This is a genomic window from Rheinheimera gaetbuli, from assembly GCF_054781935.1.
Genome location: NZ_BAAGTL010000001.1, coordinates 13,426 through 33,363, shown reverse-complemented (window position 1 = coordinate 33,363; position 19,938 = coordinate 13,426). Strand labels below are relative to the sequence as shown.

The window sequence follows — 19,938 nt, the reverse complement described above, 5'->3', positions numbered from 1 at the left end:
TCGCTATGATTGTTCACCGCCGCACAGGCGGCTTAGAAAGTTTCGTTATGCCGTAGTTTATAACGACACTGGTTCACCGCCGCACAGGCGGCTTAGAAATGTTGCAACTAATTCAGTCAAGGCTGATTTAAGTTCACCGGCGCACAGGCGGCTTAGAAAGTCAACACAAGAAAGTAAAAATAATTAAAAACGTTCACCGCCGCACAGGCGGCTTAGAAAAGAAACTGGTTCATTTAGCTATGCAGGTGGAGGTTCACCGCCGCACAGGCGGCTTAGAAAGCCTAGCCGTACCATGTGTGTATCGAATTCCAGTTCACCGCCGCACAGGCGGCTTAGAAAAACAACCAAACCTGTTGTACTTGGTAGGGGGTGTTCACCGCCGCACAGGCGGCTTAGAAATTCTACTGACTCAACTGTTAGCAGTATCGCAAGTTCACCGCCGCACAGGCGGCTTAGAAAATACAAAGCCGCAGTATTAAAGAAATAAAGCGGTTCACCGCCGCACAGGCGGCTTAGAAAGCCAGTAGTACCTATTGTGTTGACGAATAAAAGTTCACCGCCGCACAGGCGGCTTAGAAAATGCTTTCAGCGTTGGCAAAATCCTGATCTGAGTTCACCGCCGCACAGGCGGCTTAGAAAGCTCAACCTGCGCAGCCAGTGCATCGCGCTCAGTTCACCGCCGCACAGGCGGCTTAGAAACCGATCAAGCTGGTAAACATAACCATCAGCACGTTCACCGCCGCACAGGCGGCTTAGAAAAGTGCCGGATATACCCGTTACCGGCGATAACTGTTCACCGCCGCACAGGCGGCTTAGAAATAGTGGATGAAGTTGGTGGCAATAACGGAACGGTTCACCGCCGCACAGGCGGCTTAGAAATATTGAGATATTTAAACCTGCAAAACTAAATTGTTCACCGCCGCACAGGCGGCTTAGAAAATTTTCCGGTTTTGACTTCGGCGCACTCTGGCGTTCACCGCCGCACAGGCGGCTTAGAAACTGCGTAGAAGATCTGCGGTCCCGCTGGGCGCGTTCACCGCCGCACAGGCGGCTTAGAAATAAACCCTGACGCAAGCCTGCAACATTCTGACGTTCACCGCCGCACAGGCGGCTTAGAAATTGATTACAGCCATACAGCAATAAGCAAGCTTGTTCACCGCCGCACAGGCGGCTTAGAAATGAGCCCGCAACCTTTGCAGCTGTGTCATTAAGTTCACCGCCGCACAGGCGGCTTAGAAAATATAGCCAACCATACTTGACACTGTTATGTCGTTCACCGCCGCACAGGCGGCTTAGAAAAGCAGGGCATGCAGCGCACTGAACAGTTGATCGTTCACCGCCGCACAGGCGGCTTAGAAATCTATTGGGTGGATTCGTTTATTGATGAGTGCGTTCACCGCCGCACAGGCGGCTTAGAAAAACCACTTCATTGCCTCGCCGCTTTTCTTCGTGTTCACCGCCGCACAGGCGGCTTAGAAATTGCATGCTGATAGGTGCAACTGCTGGCTGCGGTTCACCGCCGCACAGGCGGCTTAGAAAAGATGATTCTGGCGATGTTGAGGGGGGAGAGCGTTCACCGCCGCACAGGCGGCTTAGAAAGTCTGCAACCTTACAAACATACGTATCATCTTGTTCACCGCCGCACAGGCGGCTTAGAAAGTTGAGACATGTCACAGGAATATAAATGATCAGTTCACCGCCGCACAGGCGGCTTAGAAAAAATGCTTTAGCTATGCCAAAACATCCCGCAAGTTCACCGCCGCACAGGCGGCTTAGAAAAAACAAGTCACCTAAAAAGGATTCTCTAAGCCGTTCACCGCCGCACAGGCGGCTTAGAAAAGCTGGTTTACCACGACGAGCTTTTTCCATAAGTTCACCGCCGCACAGGCGGCTTAGAAAATACGAAGTGTTGGAGCAAGAGCGCCGCGAAAGTTCACCGCCGCACAGGCGGCTTAGAAAATAACTCCAGTTTCAGATAATCACACTCTGACGTTCACCGCCGCACAGGCGGCTTAGAAACATAGACAAAACAGTAAGCTTTGCCGGCTCGTGTTCACCGCCGCACAGGCGGCTTAGAAAATTGGGAACTATTGCAAGCTATTTTTTAACCTAGTTCACCGCCGCACAGGCGGCTTAGAAAAGCTGGTGCTGCAGCCAACCGTTAGCTGTTTAGTTCACCGCCGCACAGGCGGCTTAGAAATTTTTTTCCCGTGCCTGGGATCGAGTACGGGCGTTCACCGCCGCACAGGCGGCTTAGAAATGATGGTTTCAGCTTTAAGCAGGCCACTGGCTGTTCACCGCCGCACAGGCGGCTTAGAAACACACTAATATTTCCCAGGGAAAATACAGGCCGTTCACCGCCGCACAGGCGGCTTAGAAATTAACGCGCCAACACTGGCAGCATACCGATATGTTCACCGCCGCACAGGCGGCTTAGAAAAATAAACTGGCGTTGCCTGGATGCATTTGTTCGTTCACCGCCGCACAGGCGGCTTAGAAAAAGCGCCGGACCGCCGCCAATCTGCCTTAAGTGTTCACCGCCGCACAGGCGGCTTAGAAATTCAATTAGTTTTGCTTTTGGGTTGTTTGATGGTTCACCGCCGCACAGGCGGCTTAGAAAGTCACTGGTGACAGTCTATGACTTACCCCGTCGTTCACCGCCGCACAGGCGGCTTAGAAATTACAGGGATGGTGCGCACATAAAGCATGACAGTTCACCGCCGCACAGGCGGCTTAGAAATTGGCAAGAAATCGCCAAAGAATACCGAAAAGGTTCACCGCCGCACAGGCGGCTTAGAAAGTTTACGCAACAGCTGGCGGGGCATGTTTACCGTTCACCGCCGCACAGGCGGCTTAGAAACGAACTGGCCGGATGCAGCGGGTAAATCAACTGTTCACCGCCGCACAGGCGGCTTAGAAAGCAGCAATCAAGCATGACTCTCAACACTAAAAGTTCACCGCCGCACAGGCGGCTTAGAAATCAAAAACTCTGCGCCCGGCTGCGTCATAGTAGTTCACCGCCGCACAGGCGGCTTAGAAAATCCACCTTTCGAGGTAACAACCTATGCAACCGTTCACCGCCGCACAGGCGGCTTAGAAATACCCCGCGATTTTAAAGGCTTGGCGGTTGTTGTTCACCGCCGCACAGGCGGCTTAGAAAACCAAAAACCGCATTGCAGAGCGCAGCCGTGCGTTCACCGCCGCACAGGCGGCTTAGAAAGGCAAGACGGTAGAACTGCCTTACTTTGAAATGTTCACCGCCGCACAGGCGGCTTAGAAATGTTCCAGCCCGAGCCAATAGGCCTGCTGGAAGTTCACCGCCGCACAGGCGGCTTAGAAAATACAGAGAATTATTGACATTATCCTCAATAAGTTCACCGCCGCACAGGCGGCTTAGAAACGGCAGCCGAGCGGTATGTGGTTATGTCACGGGTTCACCGCCGCACAGGCGGCTTAGAAAGTAGCCGGGTTGCCCTGGATGGTGTCGAGGAAGTTCACCGCCGCACAGGCGGCTTAGAAATATGACGCCAGCGTAATTGGTGACAACGGCAAGTTCACCGCCGCACAGGCGGCTTAGAAAGTCTATAGCACCGTTAGCTCGGTAAATACACAGTTCACCGCCGCACAGGCGGCTTAGAAAGTATTTCGTCAATGGAGAAAACCTGTACAAAAGTTCACCGCCGCACAGGCGGCTTAGAAATGCTCGCGTTGGCTAATGGGGTTTCCCTCATGGTTCACCGCCGCACAGGCGGCTTAGAAAATCTTTGCACATTACGCAATCAGGGTGCGACTGTTCACCGCCGCACAGGCGGCTTAGAAATGACTTCTGATGACGCTTGGTTTATTAAGACGGTTCACCGCCGCACAGGCGGCTTAGAAATTTTGATTTAATTCTGTAGTAAATATCAACTAGTTCACCGCCGCACAGGCGGCTTAGAAAAACCGTCGGCGTAACAATGGCAGGCGAACAACGTTCACCGCCGCACAGGCGGCTTAGAAAAGGAGAACCGCTTTGCCAGAAGTCGCCAAAGCGTTCACCGCCGCACAGGCGGCTTAGAAAGTTTACCGTTACTACGTAGATCATTTGGACGCTGTTCACCGCCGCACAGGCGGCTTAGAAAGCACAATATCAGGCCCAGCGGGGCCGCTAAAAGTTCACCGCCGCACAGGCGGCTTAGAAAGGTACAAAGGCTTTAGCAGTGGCTGCCTTAACGTTCACCGCCGCACAGGCGGCTTAGAAAAAAAGTCTCTTCTTTCATCTGTGGGATGTTTAGTTCACCGCCGCACAGGCGGCTTAGAAAAAAATGGGAGAAAAGAGCAGTATCACTACACTGTTCACCGCCGCACAGGCGGCTTAGAAATTTGGTTTGCACAGCCCAATCAATGCGGTTGCGTTCACCGCCGCACAGGCGGCTTAGAAATTTACGACGCGAGCTTTTACCTTCGCTGTTGTGTTCACCGCCGCACAGGCAGCTTAGAAACTGACGGTAAGGGGCTTAACGACCACTGGCAACTTCACTGCCGAACAGGCAGTTTAATAAGCCGTAAGCTGAACATCTTTCATTTAACCGCTTTGTACTGTCATTATTGTGCCAGTCTATACCTGAGTAAACAGCCACCTTCTTCCGCCTAAATAATGCTATGGTGTTTAACGTGTTTAAACACCGGATTACGAGTGCTGTTATGCGACAGATTGTTTTTTGCTTTTTGCTGTTACAGCCATTTCAGCTGCTGGCGGCGGTGCAATTTAGCCAGTCAGAATGTCAAAAGCTGAATGCGCAGCGGCTGGAAGTGCGCAAACAGCTGCGCCAGCCTTATGATGCCGACCACGGACAGCAGTTGCAGGTTAAACTGCAGGAGCTTGAGCGCGTGCTTAAACACCACTGTAAAAAGCCGGTGAAAGATACTCCGCCGTTATAATCTTTTTTTGGTGGGGAAGCAGGGGCTCGCGCCCCTGGTTTATACTGAGCTTACCAGGCCTCTGCTGTGCATCAGCGCGGCTATTTCCGGTAGGCTGGCCGGGTCATCGATGGTTGATGGAATACTGTACTGGCTGCCATCGGCAATTTGCCGTAGCAATTTTCGCAGTATTTTACCCGAGCGGGTTTTTGGTAATCGGGCGACGATAATAGCTTTTTTAAAGCAGGCCAGGGCGCCAATTTCCTGCCTTACCATAGCGACCAGCTCGGCTTCTAAGATGGTTTCATCGACGTCAATGCCATTTTTAATCAGCACCAGCGCCAAAGGTTGCTGGCCTTTAATGGGCTCGTGAATGCCGATAACGCAGCACTCGGCAATGGCTGGGTGGCTGGCGACAATTTGTTCCATTTCGCCGGTAGATAAGCGATGGCCTGCCACATTAATGACATCGTCAGTGCGGCCCATGACAAACAAATAGCCATCTTCGTCGATATAACCGCCATCGCCACTGGCATAGTAGCCCGGGAAGGTACGTAAATAGCCGTCGACAAAGCGCGCATCATTACCCCAGATGGTTGTCAGGCAGCCTGGCGGCAGGGGCAGCTTAAGCGCGATATAGCCTTGTTCATTGGCGCGCAGTACTTTGCCGCTGTCATCGAGAATGCGCACATTAAAGCCCGGCACCGGCACTGTAGATGAGCCGGGTTTGGCCGGCATTAAGTCAAGCCCGGCCGGGTTGGCAGCAATGGGCCAACCGGTTTCAGTTTGCCACCAGTGATCGATAACCGGTTTAGCCAGTTTATCTGCTACCCACTGATAGGTGGCGGGGTCTAACCGTTCACCGGCGACAAAAATACTGCGTAGTGCCGATAAATCATAGCGTTGTAGCAAGGCTTGCGGGTCTTCTTTGCGGATAGCCCGAAACGCTGTGGGGGCAGCAAACAGGATATTAACCTTATATTCAGCACAGACGCGCCAGAACGCGCCGGCGTCGGGGGTAAACACTGGTTTTCCTTCGTATAACACGCTGGTGCAACCGGCGATTAGCGGGCCGTATACAATGTAGGAGTGACCAACAACCCAGCCAACGTCTGACGCCGCCCAGAATACGTCACCCGGTTTGGCGTTATATACCGCCTGCATGCTGTAATTAAGCGCCACGGCATGGCCGCCGTTATCACGCACTACGCCTTTGGGTTTACCGGTAGTGCCTGAGGTATAAAGTACATATAACGGATCTGTGGCTTTTACCGGCACGCAACCGGCGCTCTCGGCTTTGGCTGCGGCAAGTTGCCAGTCCAGATCGCGGCCGCTTTGTAGTTCAGCCAGCAGTTGTGGCCGCTGGTAAATGACGCAATAGTCTGGTTTATGCACGGCTTTGTTAATCGCATCATCCAGCAGTGGCTTATAAGCGATAAGTTTGCTGATCTCAATGCCACAGGAAGCGCTAACCACTACTTTGGGCTGGGCGTCGTCTATCCGCAAGGCCAGCTCATGGGCAGAAAAACCGCCAAATACCACTGAGTGCACCGCGCCTAAGCGCGCCACTGCCAGCATGGCAATGGCAGCCTGTGGGATCATCGGCATGTAAATAACCACCCGGTCGCCTTTGGCTACGCCCAGCGCTTTTAACACGCCGGCAAATTGCGCGACGGCATCGCGTAGCTCGCGGTAGCTAAAACGCTGTTGGCTGTTGGTAACCGGCGAGTCGTAAATTAATGCCGTTTGCTCGCCACGGCCTTGCTCGATATGGCTGTCCAGTGCCAAATAAGCGGTATTGAGCACGCCGTCATTAAACCATTGATAATGGTCGGCATCCTGTTGCTGCAATATGGAGTTTGGTGCTTTATACCAATTCAGTTTTGCGGCCTGTTGCTGCCAAAAAGCTTCAGGTGCGGTAATGGCTTGGTTAAATTGCTGCTGATAAAGACTGGTTGACGTGTTTGCCATAGTTGCATCCTCGCGTCGATAACGGTTAACGACAATGCTAGTACTGTAGCTAAAAATCGTTGTTAACGAACTTAGACTTAAGGTGCATAGACTTTAGGCGTAGAGTCGGGGCTATACCATTCGCTAAACTTGTGTCTGGGCGGTGCTTGTGGTCTGATCGCATTATTAGCGCAGTAACAGATAGCAACAGCATGGCAATTCAGATTTCAACTAACGTAATGCTTAACGATAACGAGCTGGAGTGGCAGTTTATCCGCTCCAGCGGTGCCGGTGGCCAGCATGTGAATAAGGTGTCTACCGCTGCCCAGCTTATATTTGATATTAATGCCTCTAGTTTGCCGCAATTTTATAAAGATAAATTGCTGGCAAAGTCAGACCACCGCATTACCCAAAGCGGCAAAATAATTATTAAGTGCCAGCAAAGCCGCAGCCAGGAGATGAACCGCGAACAGGCGTTGGCGCAATTTATTGAGCTGGTGCAATCTGCTGCCCGGGTAGCAAAAAAACGCGTGGCCACCAAAGCCACGTACGGCAGCCAGCAGCGGCGGCTGGAGCATAAAAAGCAGCGCGGTGCCACCAAAGCCTTGCGGCAGGGGAAGCCGCAGGTTTAGGTGCTATGAATAGAGAGTCGGCTTGCTCTAAGCGAACCGTTGAAGGCATGGATGCCTGAGTCGAGCCTACAGGGATGTATTCACGGCGTGTTTGCGTGGGCAAGACGACTCGACTCAGGCAGCTAAAATTCAGACGGCCTGTTTACAGCGCCCGGGCGCGAATGCGTTTACCTTTAAGCAAATTTTTTGGCCATGAATGAACGTTACAGTTAAATTGGTTTAATATTTGTAATTATTGTGATGTATATTGTGGCGTGTTATCCAGCTATTCCGTTTGAATTTAGCAATGGCGATTGGTGTTACTGCGTCTCATAAACCAAGGAAATGTTATGTCCTCTTTGCGTATTATTCAATCCGTTGGTATCGGTGGAAACAACAGTGTCAATGACGTTAAAGCTGTTCAAACCGCGCTGAACAGCTTACTAGCCCTTATTCCTCCGACACAAAAATTAGTTGTTGATGGTAAATTAGGTTCCCGGCCGCAAAGCTCTAAGACCGTTGCTGCCATTATGTTGTTTCAGCATAAAGTAGTGGGTATGGTTCGGCCAGATGGCAAAATAGATGTCAATGGCCGAACGCATCGTTGCATTGACGACAAACTCAACTCGGGTACTGGTGCGCCTTACCGATTGCCGCTGGTACAAGCAAGCGCCGCCCCCACTGATGCTGACTATGCGGCTATCGCCACTGCACTGGGTTGTGAGGTGGCTGCCATCAAAGCTGTTGCAGAGGTTGAAAGTGCAGGAGATGCGTACTTTAGCAATGGCCAGCCAAAAATCTTGTTTGAAGCGCATATTTTCTCCCGGTTAACTCACCGTTTTTATGACAGCAGTCATCCTAATATTTCTAGTCGAACGTGGAATCGTTCACTGTATGCCGGTGGTATTGCAGAGTACAACCGGCTGGATGAAGCCCTGAAGTTAGATGTATCTGCCGCGTTACAGTCTGCTTCGTGGGGGCGCTTCCAGATTATGGGTTTTAATTATCAGGCGTGTGGTTACTCGCAGGTTGAGGCATTTGTCAAAGATATGTTTAGCTCAGAAAGCAAACAGCTTGATGCGTTTGCTGCCTTTATTAAACATCATTCGTTAGACCTTTATTTAAAGTACAAAGACTGGGCCAGTTTTGCAAAAGGCTATAACGGCCCGGAATACGCGGCGAATAAATACGATATTAAAATGAAGGAGGCATACGACAGATATGCTAAAAAATAACGTCATAAAGGCTTTACTGCTTGGCAGCGCGGCGGCGATTAGTACCGCCTGCACCGCTAATAGCGGCGGATGTGAAACGGCGGTATTTAGCTGTAACGCCATGGCGCCACAGCCGTTAAGTTTGACGGTGTGTAAAGCAAATGATGTTTTTTTCTTGCAGCAGTTTGTTTTTGACAGTACCGAACTTGAAGCTGAGGTGCCGTTGGCGGCGGTAAGTAAAGCCAGTTATCACCGGTTTAAAGTTGATGAACACAGCCTGAGCTTTAGCTACAACGGCAGCAAAGTGATACTAAGTGAATATTTCAGTGCCGAGTTTGAGCCTGTTGTAAACACCTTAAGTGTGACGCTGCAGCAAGGAGAAGAAAAACACTATCTGGAATGTGATGATTCTTCTCGCAGCCAACTTAAAACGATTGAAAACGGCAGCTATAACTAGCGGTTTGCCAATTGCTGATGTTGCATTCGCGTTTACAGCGCCCGGGCGCGAATGCTTTTACCTTTAATCTTGCCCTGTTGAATTAACTGCAGTGCCAGTCTTACGGCGCTGCGCTTTACGGCAACGAAGCTCCAGATGTCGTGCAGCTGAATTTTGCCCAAATCATCGTTAGTTAGTTGCTTGCTGGCAGTAAGGGCGCCAACAATATCACCGGCGCGGATCTTATGCTTTTTACCGCCGTCCAGTTGCAGTGTGGCCATCAGCGGTTTTGCCGGTGCTTGCGTTGTGCTATCTATAGCTGGCAGCTCGCTGGCATCAATTCTAATACCTAAACCATCTTCCAGCGGAATAAGCTTGCCGGCATCGCTGGCGGTAAACAAGCTTAGTGCCATGCCGCTTTGGCCAGCGCGGCCAGTGCGACCGATTCGGTGGGTGTGAGTGTCGGCATCATGTGCCAGCTGGTAATTGAACACCGCATCGACACTGCTGATGTCCAGGCCGCGGGCGGCAACATCGGTAGCCACTAAAATACAGGCGCTGCCATTGGCAAACTGCACCAGCGTTTGGTCGCGGTCTTTTTGCTCCATATCACCATGCAGTGCCAGCACACTAAAGCCATAGTCATGCAGTGCATCGGCCACGTCCTGGGTTTCACGCTTGGTATTGCAAAACACCATGCTGCTTTGGCCCTGATACTGCAGCAACAGCGTACGCAGTGCCTCCAGCCGGGCAGTGTTATCGGTTACCTGAAAAAACAATTGCTCAATACTGCTGGTGTTGTGCTGCTCTGCCACTGTAATGCGCACCGGGTCTTTTAGTAAGCGCTCACTAAGTTTGGCGATAGCCGCGGGGTAAGTGGCGCTAAATAGCAGGGTTTGCCGGGCGGTTGGCGCTTTGGCAATCACTGCGTCTAAATCGGCCTGAAAGCCCATTTCCAGCATCCGGTCGGCTTCATCCAGCACCAGTGTGGTTAAGTCATCCAGACGCAAGCGGTCTTTGTCCAGGTGATCAATAACCCGACCCGGTGTGCCAACAATAATATGGGCGCCATGCTCCAGTGAGCCAATTTGCGGGCCTATTGGCACGCCACCGCACAGGGTTAGAATTTTAATATTGTGAATACTGCGCGCCAGTTTACGTAGTTCGGCGGCCACCTGATCGGCCAGTTCGCGGGTAGGGCACAGTACCAGTGCCTGGACGCGAAAATACTTTACATCCAGTTTAGCTAATAAACCTAAACCAAAGGCTGCAGTTTTGCCTGAGCCGGTTTTTGCCTGGGCGATAACATCTTGTCCGGCCAATGTCGGTGGCAGGGCCTGTGCCTGAATAGCCGTCATGCTGGTATAGCCTAAGTCGGCCAGATTACTGACTAAGGCTTGTGGTAAATTGAGGCTGGAAAACGATGTATTGCTCATGCTGCTGCTCCGCAAAAATAAAAACTGCGGGCCTTGGCCTGCAAAAGGGGCGGCATTGTAGCAGAGCCAGACGCAATTGCAGCGGATTTGTTGTGGTTTTTTTACACAGCCACTGGCTGGCGTAAGTTTTAGCCTTGTTCGGCTTTACTATCGGCCAGCTCAGCAGGTTTTTTTTGTTCGGCTTTAGGCAGGCTAACCACTTCGTCGGTAGAGGTAGGCAAGGTTTTACCCAGGAAGCTGCCACCGCGCTCGATGCTTAAATCATCACAATGAATAGTGCCATGCGCTTTGCCCTGTGGCAGAATTTCTACGCTGTTGGCGTAGCACTCACCGTCAAACAAGCCGTTAATGATCATTTTGTCGGCTGTTACTTCGCCTTTAATACGGCCGGATGCACTAATAACCAAGGTACGATCGCAGACAATTTTGCCCTCGATATAGCCGTCTATCTGGATATCACCGCTTAGTCGGACGTGGCCGTTAACTGTACATCCTTGTGCGATGACAGTAGCAACTGTGTGCTTGCTTTCGTCTCCAGCATGCTTACCAAAGAATCCCATTTTATGCTCCTTTCCTTTTCAAATACCAGATCGAAGTTGCTGGCATCCCAGTCCATAAAGTTCTGTGGGTTCAGCGCCCGATCAAGGAAATGTACTTCATAGTGTAAATGTGGTGCCGTGGATAGCCCGGTATTGCCTGAAGTGGCTATCAGCTCGCCCTTGTAGACAAAATGCCCAGGCTTTACTTTAAAGCTGTCAAGGTGGGCATACAGCGTAGAAAAACCAAAGGCATGACGAATTTTTAGTAAGTTGCCATAGCCCTGCTTATTGGGCCGCACAACTTCTACCACACCATCGGCCGGTGCATAGATGGGGGTGCCGCGATTGGCAGATAAGTCGACACCCTTATGGTGTTGTTGTTTACCAACGATAGGGTGGCTGCGTAAACCAAACCGCGACGAGCGGCGGCTAAACTCTAAAGGTGAGCCGTTTGGCACCAATTGCAACATGGTTTGACGGGCAACTGAGTTGATTGAGGCGGTGTCGAGGCGATTTTCAAGATCTTGTTGGTATTGTTGCTCCAGCCCCAGCGCCAGTTCTATTTCGCCAACCCGGTTGACGACGCGCAGCATTTCGTCTTGTTTAAGGTTGAGTTCTTGTTCTAATTCAGATTTGCTGGTTTGCAGCAGCGCTATCTCATCGCGTAAGGTGGTGGCCTGCTGTGACAGATGCTGGCGTTGTAACTGGCTTTTTTCCACGCTGCGTAGCAGATAATCAATGACGCCTGCGGTAATAACCAGGCCGAACAACAACAGCCACATGGCTATGATGGCGTTACGTTTAAACAGCCTACTGATATTGAAATGGCGTGTACCATTGATCGTCGACACGGAGATGATAATGCGATCTTTCATTCGGGCCTGTAATAACTCAATGGTAAAAGGTTGGACAAGAGGGTAAAAATATGTGGCTTTGCCGCTGGTGTCAAGAAATTACTGCCCGTGCTAACAGGCTGTTACCAGCGGGCAAAATGGTCTTCTGCCAGGCCGGGTATTTGATCTAACTGCAGTTTTTCACCGTTGCTCAAGGTGACATTACCACTGAAATTGCCGCAGTATTGGCGGAAGTTGCTGGCCAACAAGCCCAGGTTTAACCGTTCGCGCCGGCATTGCTGTGGCTGAAAACGCAGATTAATGTTGCCATCGTCACTGCTGTAATGCCATGGCAGCTCAGGTTGTTGCCGGTTAAGGCTGATTTTTACCGCCGGTAGTAGCTGTTTGACACCGTTTAGCCACAGACAGTTTTCGTTACTGCCGGTTTCATTTACGCCAGCGGCAAGGTTAAGACCAAAGCTGCCCTGAGGCAGCATGGCACTGATGCTGCCCCAACGCCAGCTGGTTTCGCGACGCATATAGCCAGCCGAAAAGTCATAACCTGCCAGTGCCGTTGCTAATGCCAGCGGCGTGTTGCGGTACTGCAATTGACCGCTCACTTGCAGGGCGTTGTGTTTTTGCGTGTAAGTCCAGCCGTTGTAGCCGGTGGGGGTGCAAAGCGCCAGTGGCAGGCTGTTAGGTGGTGGCGTTAGTGTAATCTGGCCTTGCAGCATCTTGCCTGTAAGCGCGATATGCCAATTTAAGCCCTCAGGCGTAAGCTGGATGTGCTGTTTACCGGCTATGCTGGCTGTACCTGCTATTGGCGAGGCACTCATGCTGATACCAATACTAAATGGCTTAAGCTGGCTTATTTCATCCAGCTGCTGCGTAATGCGATTATAAAAGTAGCAAAAGCTGTTGCCTGCATAACGAATGTCAGCAATGGCGATACCAATTTGCCAGTCGGCATGACACAGGCTGACAAACTGGAACTGTTTGTAATGAAAATACCGCGCCAGGCGAGAGGCGCGATTATCCATTACGGTGCGGTAGTCAAACTGCGGGAGCATTAGATCGGTGACCGGGCTGGCAAAATGGCCAAAATGTGGTTGGCCATCAGCGCCAATAAGCGGGTTTGCCGGCAGTGCTGCACGGCTGTTACGGCTTACACCGCCCGGGGTGGGCGGTGTAAATGGTGCTTTAATGACCGGCGTGGCCATCTATACCATGCACATGGCCGTGCGCCAATTCTTCTTCGGTGGCATCACGTACCAGCACAACTTCTACGCTGAAGCTTAAATCGATACCGGCCAGTGGGTGATTACCATCGACAACCACTTCATCTTCAGTAACTTCTAATACGATAACTGACTGCTCGTGGCCATCCGGGCCGGCGGCGCGAAAACGCATTCCAACAGCGACGTCCATCCCGTCGAACATAGACTTGGGTACCGCTTGCGTCAATGCATCATGGCGCTCACCGTATGCATCGGCTGCGGCTATGCTGGCTGTAAATTTGTCACCGGCTGTTTTGCCGGTCAGTGCTTGTTCTAAGCCCGGGATCAGTGCGCCGTGGCCAAATAAAAAGACTAAAGGCTCGCCGCCCGCGGACGTATCCAGTTCGTTGCCTTTGGTATCGGCGACGGTGTAATGCATGGCGACAACTTTGTCTTGAGAAATGGTCATGAAAACCTCATTAATTTAGCGAATAGGGTAACGGTTCAATGCGCAGTAGCGGAGCACTGTCGCTGCTAAGCCGTAACGTGTCTGCCGCTGTTATGTCGTTGGGCAACACCGCAATTAACCACAGCTGGTTGTTGATATTTGCAGCATTAACGACCTGGCCGGTGCGGCGCCAGTTTTCACCTAATTGTATTTCAATAGCGCTGCCGGCAACGGGTAACTCGTCGGTTTGTGCACTAAGGATATAAGCGGCTCTTTTATTACCACCGCGATACTTTAACCGGGCTACGGTTTCCTGGCCGATATAACAGCCTTTGGTAAAGCTAATGGCGTTTAGCGCCTGTAAGTTAAGCATCTGCGGTACCAACTCGCCAATTAAAGCCTGCTCCAGATAGCTAAAACCGTGCTGAATATGACGTGTCAACCAAGCGGTAGGGGCAGCAAATGGCAGCGGTTGTTGCATCAGCTTTTTGCCCTCTTCCAGGCTGGTTAATAGCAGATAATGATCTGCGGCCAGTACTAACAGTGTATAAGTGCCATGACGATAAAGCTGGCCGTTGTTAAGGCTGCTGCTATCAAGGGTAAAACCCAGCTGTTGCAGCAATTGGCTAGTGTTATTGCCGGCTATGCCAAACACCGCATAGTCTTGTTGGCCTGGCTGAAAGCTGACCTTGGAAAACACACCAAACTTTTTCCACTGTGCGTAAGAGGCTGCCATTTCATCACGAAAAGCGATGGCGATGAGTTTGTCAGCTGCGGCCAGCAAAAAAAACTGTGACCACATTTTGCCTTTGGCATCACAATGGGCGCCGTGCAAAAAGTTAGCGTCGGTTAAGCTGTTTACATCACAGGTAGTTTGCCCTTGTAGGTACTTGCGGTTGTCCGCCCCGTCAATGGTAAGGCAATCAAAGGCCGGCAAAGGTGAAATAAATGCAGCGTGTGGCTGGCTGGACAGCGCAGCGTATTGTTCGGCAGTTAACCAGGATGTATGCATAGTGGTAATATCAGTATCGCGCTGAAGATGAATAGCACTATCATTGGGGGAAAGCGGTAAAAGCTCAACCCCGTAGCCATATTTTTGTTAGAATCGGTGCCAATAATGGCGTTGGATGTATGGTTGTCACTTTTAAGGAATGCTATGACCGAGTTAATGATTAAACCACGATTACGCTGGGCGTGCCGCCGCGGCATGCTGGAGCTGGATGTGTTGCTGGCGCCTTTTGTTGAACAGGGCTATGACGCCTTGTCGCTGGCTCAAAAACAGGATTTTGAGCGTTTGTTGGCGTGCGACGATCCGGATTTATTTGCCTGGTTTATGGGCCACGCTAAATCCGACGATGAAGCATTACAAGCACTGATCAAACTGATCCTGGATCGTGTCCGCGTTTAACATCAGCCTTAAGCCGTCGCGCTGCTATCAGGCTGGCTTAGTGTTGCTGGCCTTATTGCCGTTGTTTATTATGGCTGTAACTCCGGCACCCTGGCCAGTATTGTTGCTACTGCTGTTGCTATGTTTGTGGTTTTACGCCAGTTGGTATCGCGTGTTTGTCGCCAGCCTGAAATTGCAGCGCCTGACACTGCACCAGGACAAACTGCACTGGTTTTTACCGGCGTATGGCAGCGTCACTTTATGTCGCGGTGGCCTGGTTAGCCAACATATGCTGAAGCTACGCTGGTTAACTGACAGTGGAGACGGCCCTTTACAACGTTGGGTGTTTGCCGATCAGTGCAGTGACAGCGAGTTTCGTGCCCTGGCCCGGGCGGTTAATCAATGCAACTGGCAGGCCAAGCGCTAAAGGCCCGCCTTCGCACTGAGCGCTACTTGTTGGGCGTTAACACACTAGGGACAGCGTCGGGTAGTTGAGCCGGATAATCCAGATTATAATGCAGGCCGCGGCTTTCCTGGCGTTGCATGGCACAGCGAATAATCAGCTCTGAAACCTGAACCAGATTACGCAGTTCCAGCAAATTATGGCTGATGCGAAAATGGCTGTAGTAGTCATGAATTTCACGTTTTAACAATTCTACCCGATGTAGCGCCCGCTCAAGGCGTTTGTTGGTGCGCACTATGCCAACATAATCCCACATAAACAGTCGTAGCTCATGCCAGTTATGCGTAATAACGACTTCTTCATCAGAATCGCTAACACGGCTGTCATCCCACAGTGGCAATGCTGGCAGTTCGCTGGTGCTATCGAGCTTGGTTAAAATATGCTGCGCTGCAGCGCGGGCAAACACCACACACTCAAGTAATGAATTGCTGGCCATCCGGTTGGCACCATGCAAACCGGTGTACGCCACTTCACCTACCGCATACAAGTTGTCGATGTCGGTCTGGCCATTGAGGTTTGTCATTACACCACCGCAGGTGTAGTGTGCCGCCGGCACTACCGGTATTGGCTGGCGGGTAATATCAATACCGACGCTTAAGCATTTGGCATAAATAGTAGGGAAGTGCTCAATAATAAAGTCTTTTGGCTGGTGGCTTATATCCAGATAAACGCAATTGGCGCCCAGTCGTTTCATTTCGTAGTCGATGGCACGTGCGACAATGTCACGTGGTGCTAATTCGGCGCGCTCGTCAAAATCGGGCATAAAGCGGCTGCCATCGGGGCGTTTTAAATAGGCACCTTCACCGCGCATGGCTTCGGTGATTAAAAAATTGGGCGCATCAGGGTGGTACAAACTGGTAGGGTGAAACTGGTTAAACTCCATATTGGCGACACGACAACCCGCACGCCAGGCCATGGCAATACCATCACCGCTGGCAACATCCGGGTTACTGGTATACAGATACACTTTGCTGGCACCGCCGGTAGCCAGGGCGGTAAAACGGGAGCGAACCAGCTCTACCTTGGCGGCATTTTTGTTCCAGACATAGGCTCCATAGCAGTGCTTTGGGTCCTGGCCTATTTTGCGGCCGTTAATGAGGTCAATGGCGTTGTAGTTTTCTAACAGCGCTATATTTGGGTGTGTTTTAACTTTATCGACCAGGGTAATTTGTACCGCCTGGCCGGTGGCATCGGCAGCGTGCAAAATACGGCGGTGGCTGTGGCCGCCTTCACGGGTTAAGTGATACTTGAGGCTACCATCTTCGTCCTGATACTGATCAAAGGGCACTCCTTGGGCAATAAGCCACTCCATCGCGGCCTTAGCGTTGCCAGCAGTGTATTGTACTGTTGCAGTATCACACAAGCCGGCACCGGCAATTAGGGTATCGTTAACATGCGAGGCGATGCTGTCGTTTTCATCAAACACAGCCGCAATACCACCCTGAGCGTACAAAGTTGAGCCTTCACGCAATGGGCCCTTGCTTAGCACTATTACCTTAGCGTTGTCAGCCAACTGCAGTGCCAGCGACAAGCCGGCAGCGCCGCTGCCAACAATTAATACATCACACAGATATTCTTTTGCTTGCATCATGCGATACACTTGCGTCAGTTTAAGTCGGGCTATTGTAGCTTTTTTGTCATCGTTAGCAGAACTATTTCTGTAGCAGCCGGTCCTATATTAACGCGAGACCAGCGCCAGTGCGTATCAGAATCAGTATTACAGGGGATAAGCTCAGATATGAGCGAGCAAGAATTGGACTGGCAGATTGTCCAGCGTGTACAACAAGGTGACAAAGCGGCGTTTAATGTATTGGTGCGAAAATATCAGCACCGTATTGCGAACTTAATTTCCCGTTATGTCTCTAACCACGGAGACGTAGCAGATGTAGCACAGGAAGCCTTTATTAAAGCGTACCGCGCTATTCCTGGCTTTCGTGGTGAAAGTGCTTTTTATACCTGGCTATACCGTATTGCGGTAAATAGTGCTAAAAATTATCTCGTTGCTAATGGGCGTAAGCCACCGGCGACAGATGTCGACGCCGAAGATGCTGAATATTTCGAAGGCAGCGATGCGCTAAAAGAGCAGGACTCACCAGAACAGCTGTTGTTGTCTGATGAAATCCGTAATGTAGTGTTTAATACCATTGAAAAACTGCCGGACGAGTTACGCACTGCGATTACACTGCGTGAACTTGAAGGGTTAAGCTATGAGGAAATTGCGGATGTGATGGGTTGCCCTATAGGCACGGTCAGAAGCCGTATTTTCCGGGCGCGTGAGGCAATAGATCTGCAACTTAAGCCGTTAATAAGTTAGCAGTTATGGCTACAACCAGTAATCTAAATACAGGAAGCATTATGTCGTCAGAACATCAGCAATGGCTCTCTGCTGCCAGCGATAATCAGCCGCTGACTAAAGCGCAGCTTGATCAGCTATTAGCCGACAGCGAATTACAGCGACAACTGGAGCGTTATCAGCTTGCCGGTGCCGTATTGCGACGGGAAACCAGCCCGTTAAATACTGACTTTGCCAGCGATTTTGCCAGCCTGCTAGCCGATGAACCCGAGTATCATTTGAGCAACGATCGCAGCTTCCTGAAACGTATACGCCTGCGCGTTGCCGTGGCGGCTAATGGGCGTTGGTTGCAGCCGGTTGCGCAAGGCGCCGTAGCTGCAGGTGTTGCCGTACTAGCTGTGATTGGTATGCAGCAATATCAGCAACCGCAGTTAGACATGACGTCACCGTTACCGGTGTTACATACTCAACCAATAGGTGGCTTTTATACTCCGGTTAGTTTAAGCCAGACTACGGTGGAGGATCGTTTTGCTGAACAGGAACGTCAGGCGATGCTGGAGCAACAACAACGTTTGCAAGTGCTGTTAAATGCGCACAGGCAACAGGTGCGTGTGATGGAACAGTCACGTCAGGCTAGCCAGACCACGGACAGAAGTGAACAGCAACCTGAGCAATGAGCATGCGATTTTTTGGCTTTTGTAGTGCCTTAATTATTCTTTTTCTGCCAGCAGCAGTGCATGCTGAGCAGGGTGCCTGGGCTTTATTTGATAAAGTACAGCATGCGGTAAAACAGTATAACTTTGATGCGTCATTTGTCGTGTTAAAGGGCAGCAAAGTAGACACCTACCGCTGGCTGCACGGCAAAACAGACGAACAGGAGATTGAACATTTAATCCCGCTTGATACCGGTGGCGTTGACATATTGCGTCGTGATGCACTGGTATATTATTTAATGGCCGACCGGCCACCTTTTGTCACCCGCAGCAACAGTATTGCCGAACTACCGGCCGTATTGTTTGAACCCCGGGAAAATATTGAAAAATTGTACCATGCTGTGGCTGGCAGTAACTCGGTGATGTCGGGTCGCACTGCGCAATTGCTGCGCCTGACAGCAAAACAAAACGGGCGTTACGATTACTGGTTATGGTTGGACGATCAAACTGGTTTTCCATTGCGTATTGATACCATGTCAGATCAACAAAACGCATTAGAACGCTGGCTGGTGACCCATATGCAGATAGCACCTGAGCTACCCGAAGGTTTAGTGGCATTATTACAAACTGAACTACCACCTGCGCCGGAGCTGGCTGCAGTGACACAGAGCGCCGTTAAAGAGCATCAGTTAAGTTGGCTGCCGCAAGGTTATGCTGAAGTGTCTGAGCCGGCAACACTGCCCCAGTTGGACAGCAATTTGCTTAGTTACTGGCTGCTAAGTGATGGCCTGCATCAGGTATCGGTTTTTGTACAAAACTCGCAGCGCTTGCCAACGCAAGCCTATCGCGACGGGGCCACTACAATTTACGTACAAAGCGGTACTCAGCTGGAAGTTACCGTGATTGGTCCGGTAAGTATTGATACTGCCCGCCAACTGGCTGCGGCTGTACGCTAATGGTGGAAGAAATTGCAACAGTTGTTGGTACAGAACAAGGCGGTGTTTGGCTGACAACGACCCCGGTCGGCACCTGCAACGCTTGCCAGGTAAGCAGTGATTGTGGCACGGGTATAGTGACAAAGGCGCTGACTCCGCGCCAGCATCGGTTTTTTTTGCCAACCGAACTACAACTGTTAGCCGGAGAACAAGTGCGCATTGGTGTTGCCGAGCAACGTCTGGTTAGCGCAGCTTTAGTAGTCTATCTGTTACCTCTGCTGTTATTGTTAGCCGCTACACTGCTTGCCAATGCTGCAGGCTTGCCTGAAACACAAGTGATAGTGTTGGCTTTTGTCGCGGCAGCAACAGGCTTTGTAATAGCCCGCTGGTATGGACAACGCCAGGATGTAGCGCAGCAAATTCACATTTTGTCGGTGTTACCTGCATTGGCGGTAAATCAGGCTTAGCGGCGCATCACATGCTGCTCTGTGCTTTGATGAAGAACACATAGCAAGCTGACGCCGGATAGAGTACAATTCGCGCTAATTTATCGGAATAACCCGCGTTAGCGCAGGAGGATGCAACTTGCTGTTACTCAGTTTGCGGCCTCGCCTAATGCTTACA

General features: G+C 51.0%; 18 protein-coding genes and 1 CRISPR repeat array (1 of these 19 only partly in view). Of the genes, 10 read left to right on the top strand and 8 right to left on the bottom strand.

The genetic code is table 11. The features are described from left to right. Positions 1-4,481: direct repeats of the CRISPR family, unit length 28 nt; unit sequence GTTCACCGCCGCACAGGCGGCTTAGAAA (it extends 1,669 nt beyond the left edge of the window). Between the two features lie 202 nt (positions 4,482-4,683). Then, positions 4,684-4,920: a hypothetical protein gene (locus ACYVIC_RS00145; protein WP_460856161.1), complete on the top strand. Its 237-nt coding sequence runs from the start codon at positions 4,684-4,686 to the stop codon at positions 4,918-4,920. 39 nt (positions 4,921-4,959) lie between these two features. Here the strand turns inward: ACYVIC_RS00145 and ACYVIC_RS00140 are convergent, their stop codons facing one another. After that, positions 4,960-6,870: a propionyl-CoA synthetase gene (locus tag ACYVIC_RS00140; RefSeq protein WP_460856159.1), complete on the bottom strand. Its 1,911-nt coding sequence runs from the start codon at positions 6,868-6,870 to the stop codon at positions 4,960-4,962. Between the two features lie 191 nt (positions 6,871-7,061). Here ACYVIC_RS00140 and arfB point away from each other — a divergent pair, with 191 nt between their 5' ends. The 3 genes from arfB (at position 7,062) to ACYVIC_RS00125 (ending at position 9,131) form a co-directional block, all read left to right on the top strand. Further along, positions 7,062-7,481: an alternative ribosome rescue aminoacyl-tRNA hydrolase ArfB gene (arfB, locus tag ACYVIC_RS00135; protein ID WP_460856157.1), complete on the top strand. Its 420-nt coding sequence runs from the start codon at positions 7,062-7,064 to the stop codon at positions 7,479-7,481. Between the two features lie 329 nt (positions 7,482-7,810). Then, entirely contained in the window at positions 7,811-8,695 is an 885-nt protein-coding gene (locus ACYVIC_RS00130; RefSeq protein WP_460856155.1) for an N-acetylmuramidase family protein, read from the top strand. Beyond that, positions 8,682-9,131 carry a hypothetical protein gene (locus tag ACYVIC_RS00125; RefSeq protein WP_460856153.1) on the top strand — a complete coding sequence of 150 codons (450 nt, stop codon included), beginning with the start codon at positions 8,682-8,684 and terminating at the stop codon, positions 9,129-9,131. The genes ACYVIC_RS00130 and ACYVIC_RS00125 overlap by 14 nt, the downstream gene beginning before the upstream one ends. 32 nt (positions 9,132-9,163) lie before the next feature. Here the strand turns inward: ACYVIC_RS00125 and dbpA are convergent, their stop codons facing one another. From dbpA to ygfZ, 6 genes are all read right to left on the bottom strand, one after another. Beyond that, entirely contained in the window at positions 9,164-10,546 is a 1,383-nt protein-coding gene (gene dbpA / locus ACYVIC_RS00120) for an ATP-dependent RNA helicase DbpA (RefSeq protein WP_460856151.1), read from the bottom strand. Positions 10,547-10,674: 128 nt separating this feature from the next. Continuing rightward, positions 10,675-10,995, bottom strand: a complete 321-nt coding sequence (locus ACYVIC_RS00115) for a bactofilin family protein (protein WP_460857215.1) — start codon at positions 10,993-10,995, stop codon at positions 10,675-10,677. Between the two features lie 14 nt (positions 10,996-11,009). Beyond that, complete coding sequence (locus ACYVIC_RS00110; protein WP_460856149.1) at positions 11,010-11,960, bottom strand: M23 family metallopeptidase; 951 nt, start codon at positions 11,958-11,960, stop codon at positions 11,010-11,012. Between the two features lie 101 nt (positions 11,961-12,061). Further along, positions 12,062-13,138 carry a DUF2804 domain-containing protein gene (locus ACYVIC_RS00105; RefSeq protein ID WP_460856146.1) on the bottom strand — a complete coding sequence of 359 codons (1,077 nt, stop codon included), beginning with the start codon at positions 13,136-13,138 and terminating at the stop codon, positions 12,062-12,064. Beyond that, complete coding sequence (locus ACYVIC_RS00100; protein ID WP_460856144.1) at positions 13,119-13,604, bottom strand: FKBP-type peptidyl-prolyl cis-trans isomerase; 486 nt, start codon at positions 13,602-13,604, stop codon at positions 13,119-13,121. Before ACYVIC_RS00100 ends, ACYVIC_RS00105 begins: the two co-directional genes overlap by 20 nt. 10 nt (positions 13,605-13,614) lie before the next feature. Then, a complete protein-coding gene (gene ygfZ, locus ACYVIC_RS00095) occupies positions 13,615-14,595 on the bottom strand; it encodes a tRNA-modifying protein YgfZ (protein ID WP_460856142.1) in 981 nt (326 codons plus the stop codon). Between the two features lie 144 nt (positions 14,596-14,739). Here ygfZ and ACYVIC_RS00090 point away from each other — a divergent pair, with 144 nt between their 5' ends. Both ACYVIC_RS00090 and ACYVIC_RS00085 read left to right on the top strand, forming a co-directional pair. After that, positions 14,740-14,991: an FAD assembly factor SdhE gene (locus tag ACYVIC_RS00090; RefSeq protein ID WP_460856141.1), complete on the top strand. Its 252-nt coding sequence runs from the start codon at positions 14,740-14,742 to the stop codon at positions 14,989-14,991. Further along, positions 14,978-15,397 (top strand): protein YgfX, encoded by a 420-nt coding sequence (locus ACYVIC_RS00085; RefSeq protein WP_460856139.1) that lies wholly within the window; start codon positions 14,978-14,980, stop codon positions 15,395-15,397. The genes ACYVIC_RS00090 and ACYVIC_RS00085 overlap by 14 nt, the downstream gene beginning before the upstream one ends. A gap of 22 nt (positions 15,398-15,419) precedes the next feature. Here ACYVIC_RS00085 and nadB read toward each other — a convergent pair whose 3' ends face one another. Then, positions 15,420-17,024, bottom strand: a complete 1,605-nt coding sequence (gene nadB, locus ACYVIC_RS00080) for an L-aspartate oxidase (RefSeq protein WP_460856138.1) — start codon at positions 17,022-17,024, stop codon at positions 15,420-15,422. Between the two features lie 147 nt (positions 17,025-17,171). Here nadB and rpoE point away from each other — a divergent pair, with 147 nt between their 5' ends. The 4 genes from rpoE to ACYVIC_RS00060 are packed head-to-tail and all read left to right on the top strand — an operon-like array spanning position 17,172 to position 19,781. Further along, positions 17,172-17,747: an RNA polymerase sigma factor RpoE gene (rpoE, locus tag ACYVIC_RS00075; RefSeq protein WP_460856137.1), complete on the top strand. Its 576-nt coding sequence runs from the start codon at positions 17,172-17,174 to the stop codon at positions 17,745-17,747. Positions 17,748-17,788: 41 nt separating this feature from the next. Then, positions 17,789-18,403: a sigma-E factor negative regulatory protein gene (locus tag ACYVIC_RS00070; RefSeq protein WP_460856134.1), complete on the top strand. Its 615-nt coding sequence runs from the start codon at positions 17,789-17,791 to the stop codon at positions 18,401-18,403. Continuing rightward, positions 18,400-19,335: a MucB/RseB C-terminal domain-containing protein gene (locus ACYVIC_RS00065; RefSeq protein ID WP_460856133.1), complete on the top strand. Its 936-nt coding sequence runs from the start codon at positions 18,400-18,402 to the stop codon at positions 19,333-19,335. The genes ACYVIC_RS00070 and ACYVIC_RS00065 overlap by 4 nt, the downstream gene beginning before the upstream one ends. Beyond that, on the top strand, positions 19,335-19,781 hold the full coding sequence (locus tag ACYVIC_RS00060; RefSeq protein ID WP_460856131.1) for a SoxR reducing system RseC family protein: 447 nt from the start codon (positions 19,335-19,337) through the stop codon (positions 19,779-19,781). The genes ACYVIC_RS00065 and ACYVIC_RS00060 overlap by 1 nt, the downstream gene beginning before the upstream one ends. Positions 19,782-19,938 lie beyond the last annotated feature (157 nt).

Bases quoted from the DNA above. Each gene is read 5' to 3' on its own strand.
- nadB (WP_460856138.1), bottom strand. From the start codon at position 17,024: ATGATGCAAGCAAAAGAATATCTGTGTGATGTATTAATTGTTGGCAGC.
- arfB (WP_460856157.1), top strand. From the start codon at position 7,062: ATGGCAATTCAGATTTCAACTAACGTAATGCTTAACGATAACGAGCTG.
- rpoE (WP_460856137.1), top strand. From the start codon at position 17,172: ATGAGCGAGCAAGAATTGGACTGGCAGATTGTCCAGCGTGTACAACAA.
- ACYVIC_RS00110 (WP_460856149.1), bottom strand. From the start codon at position 11,960: ATGAAAGATCGCATTATCATCTCCGTGTCGACGATCAATGGTACACGC.
- dbpA (WP_460856151.1), bottom strand. From the start codon at position 10,546: ATGAGCAATACATCGTTTTCCAGCCTCAATTTACCACAAGCCTTAGTC.
- ACYVIC_RS00090 (WP_460856141.1), top strand. From the start codon at position 14,740: ATGACCGAGTTAATGATTAAACCACGATTACGCTGGGCGTGCCGCCGC.
- ACYVIC_RS00060 (WP_460856131.1), top strand. From the start codon at position 19,335: ATGGTGGAAGAAATTGCAACAGTTGTTGGTACAGAACAAGGCGGTGTT.
- ygfZ (WP_460856142.1), bottom strand. From the start codon at position 14,595: ATGCATACATCCTGGTTAACTGCCGAACAATACGCTGCGCTGTCCAGC.
- ACYVIC_RS00130 (WP_460856155.1), top strand. From the start codon at position 7,811: ATGTCCTCTTTGCGTATTATTCAATCCGTTGGTATCGGTGGAAACAAC.
- ACYVIC_RS00070 (WP_460856134.1), top strand. From the start codon at position 17,789: ATGTCGTCAGAACATCAGCAATGGCTCTCTGCTGCCAGCGATAATCAG.
- ACYVIC_RS00125 (WP_460856153.1), top strand. From the start codon at position 8,682: ATGCTAAAAAATAACGTCATAAAGGCTTTACTGCTTGGCAGCGCGGCG.
- ACYVIC_RS00105 (WP_460856146.1), bottom strand. From the start codon at position 13,138: ATGGCCACGCCGGTCATTAAAGCACCATTTACACCGCCCACCCCGGGC.
- ACYVIC_RS00140 (WP_460856159.1), bottom strand. From the start codon at position 6,870: ATGGCAAACACGTCAACCAGTCTTTATCAGCAGCAATTTAACCAAGCC.
- ACYVIC_RS00100 (WP_460856144.1), bottom strand. From the start codon at position 13,604: ATGACCATTTCTCAAGACAAAGTTGTCGCCATGCATTACACCGTCGCC.
- ACYVIC_RS00145 (WP_460856161.1), top strand. From the start codon at position 4,684: ATGCGACAGATTGTTTTTTGCTTTTTGCTGTTACAGCCATTTCAGCTG.
- ACYVIC_RS00065 (WP_460856133.1), top strand. From the start codon at position 18,400: ATGAGCATGCGATTTTTTGGCTTTTGTAGTGCCTTAATTATTCTTTTT.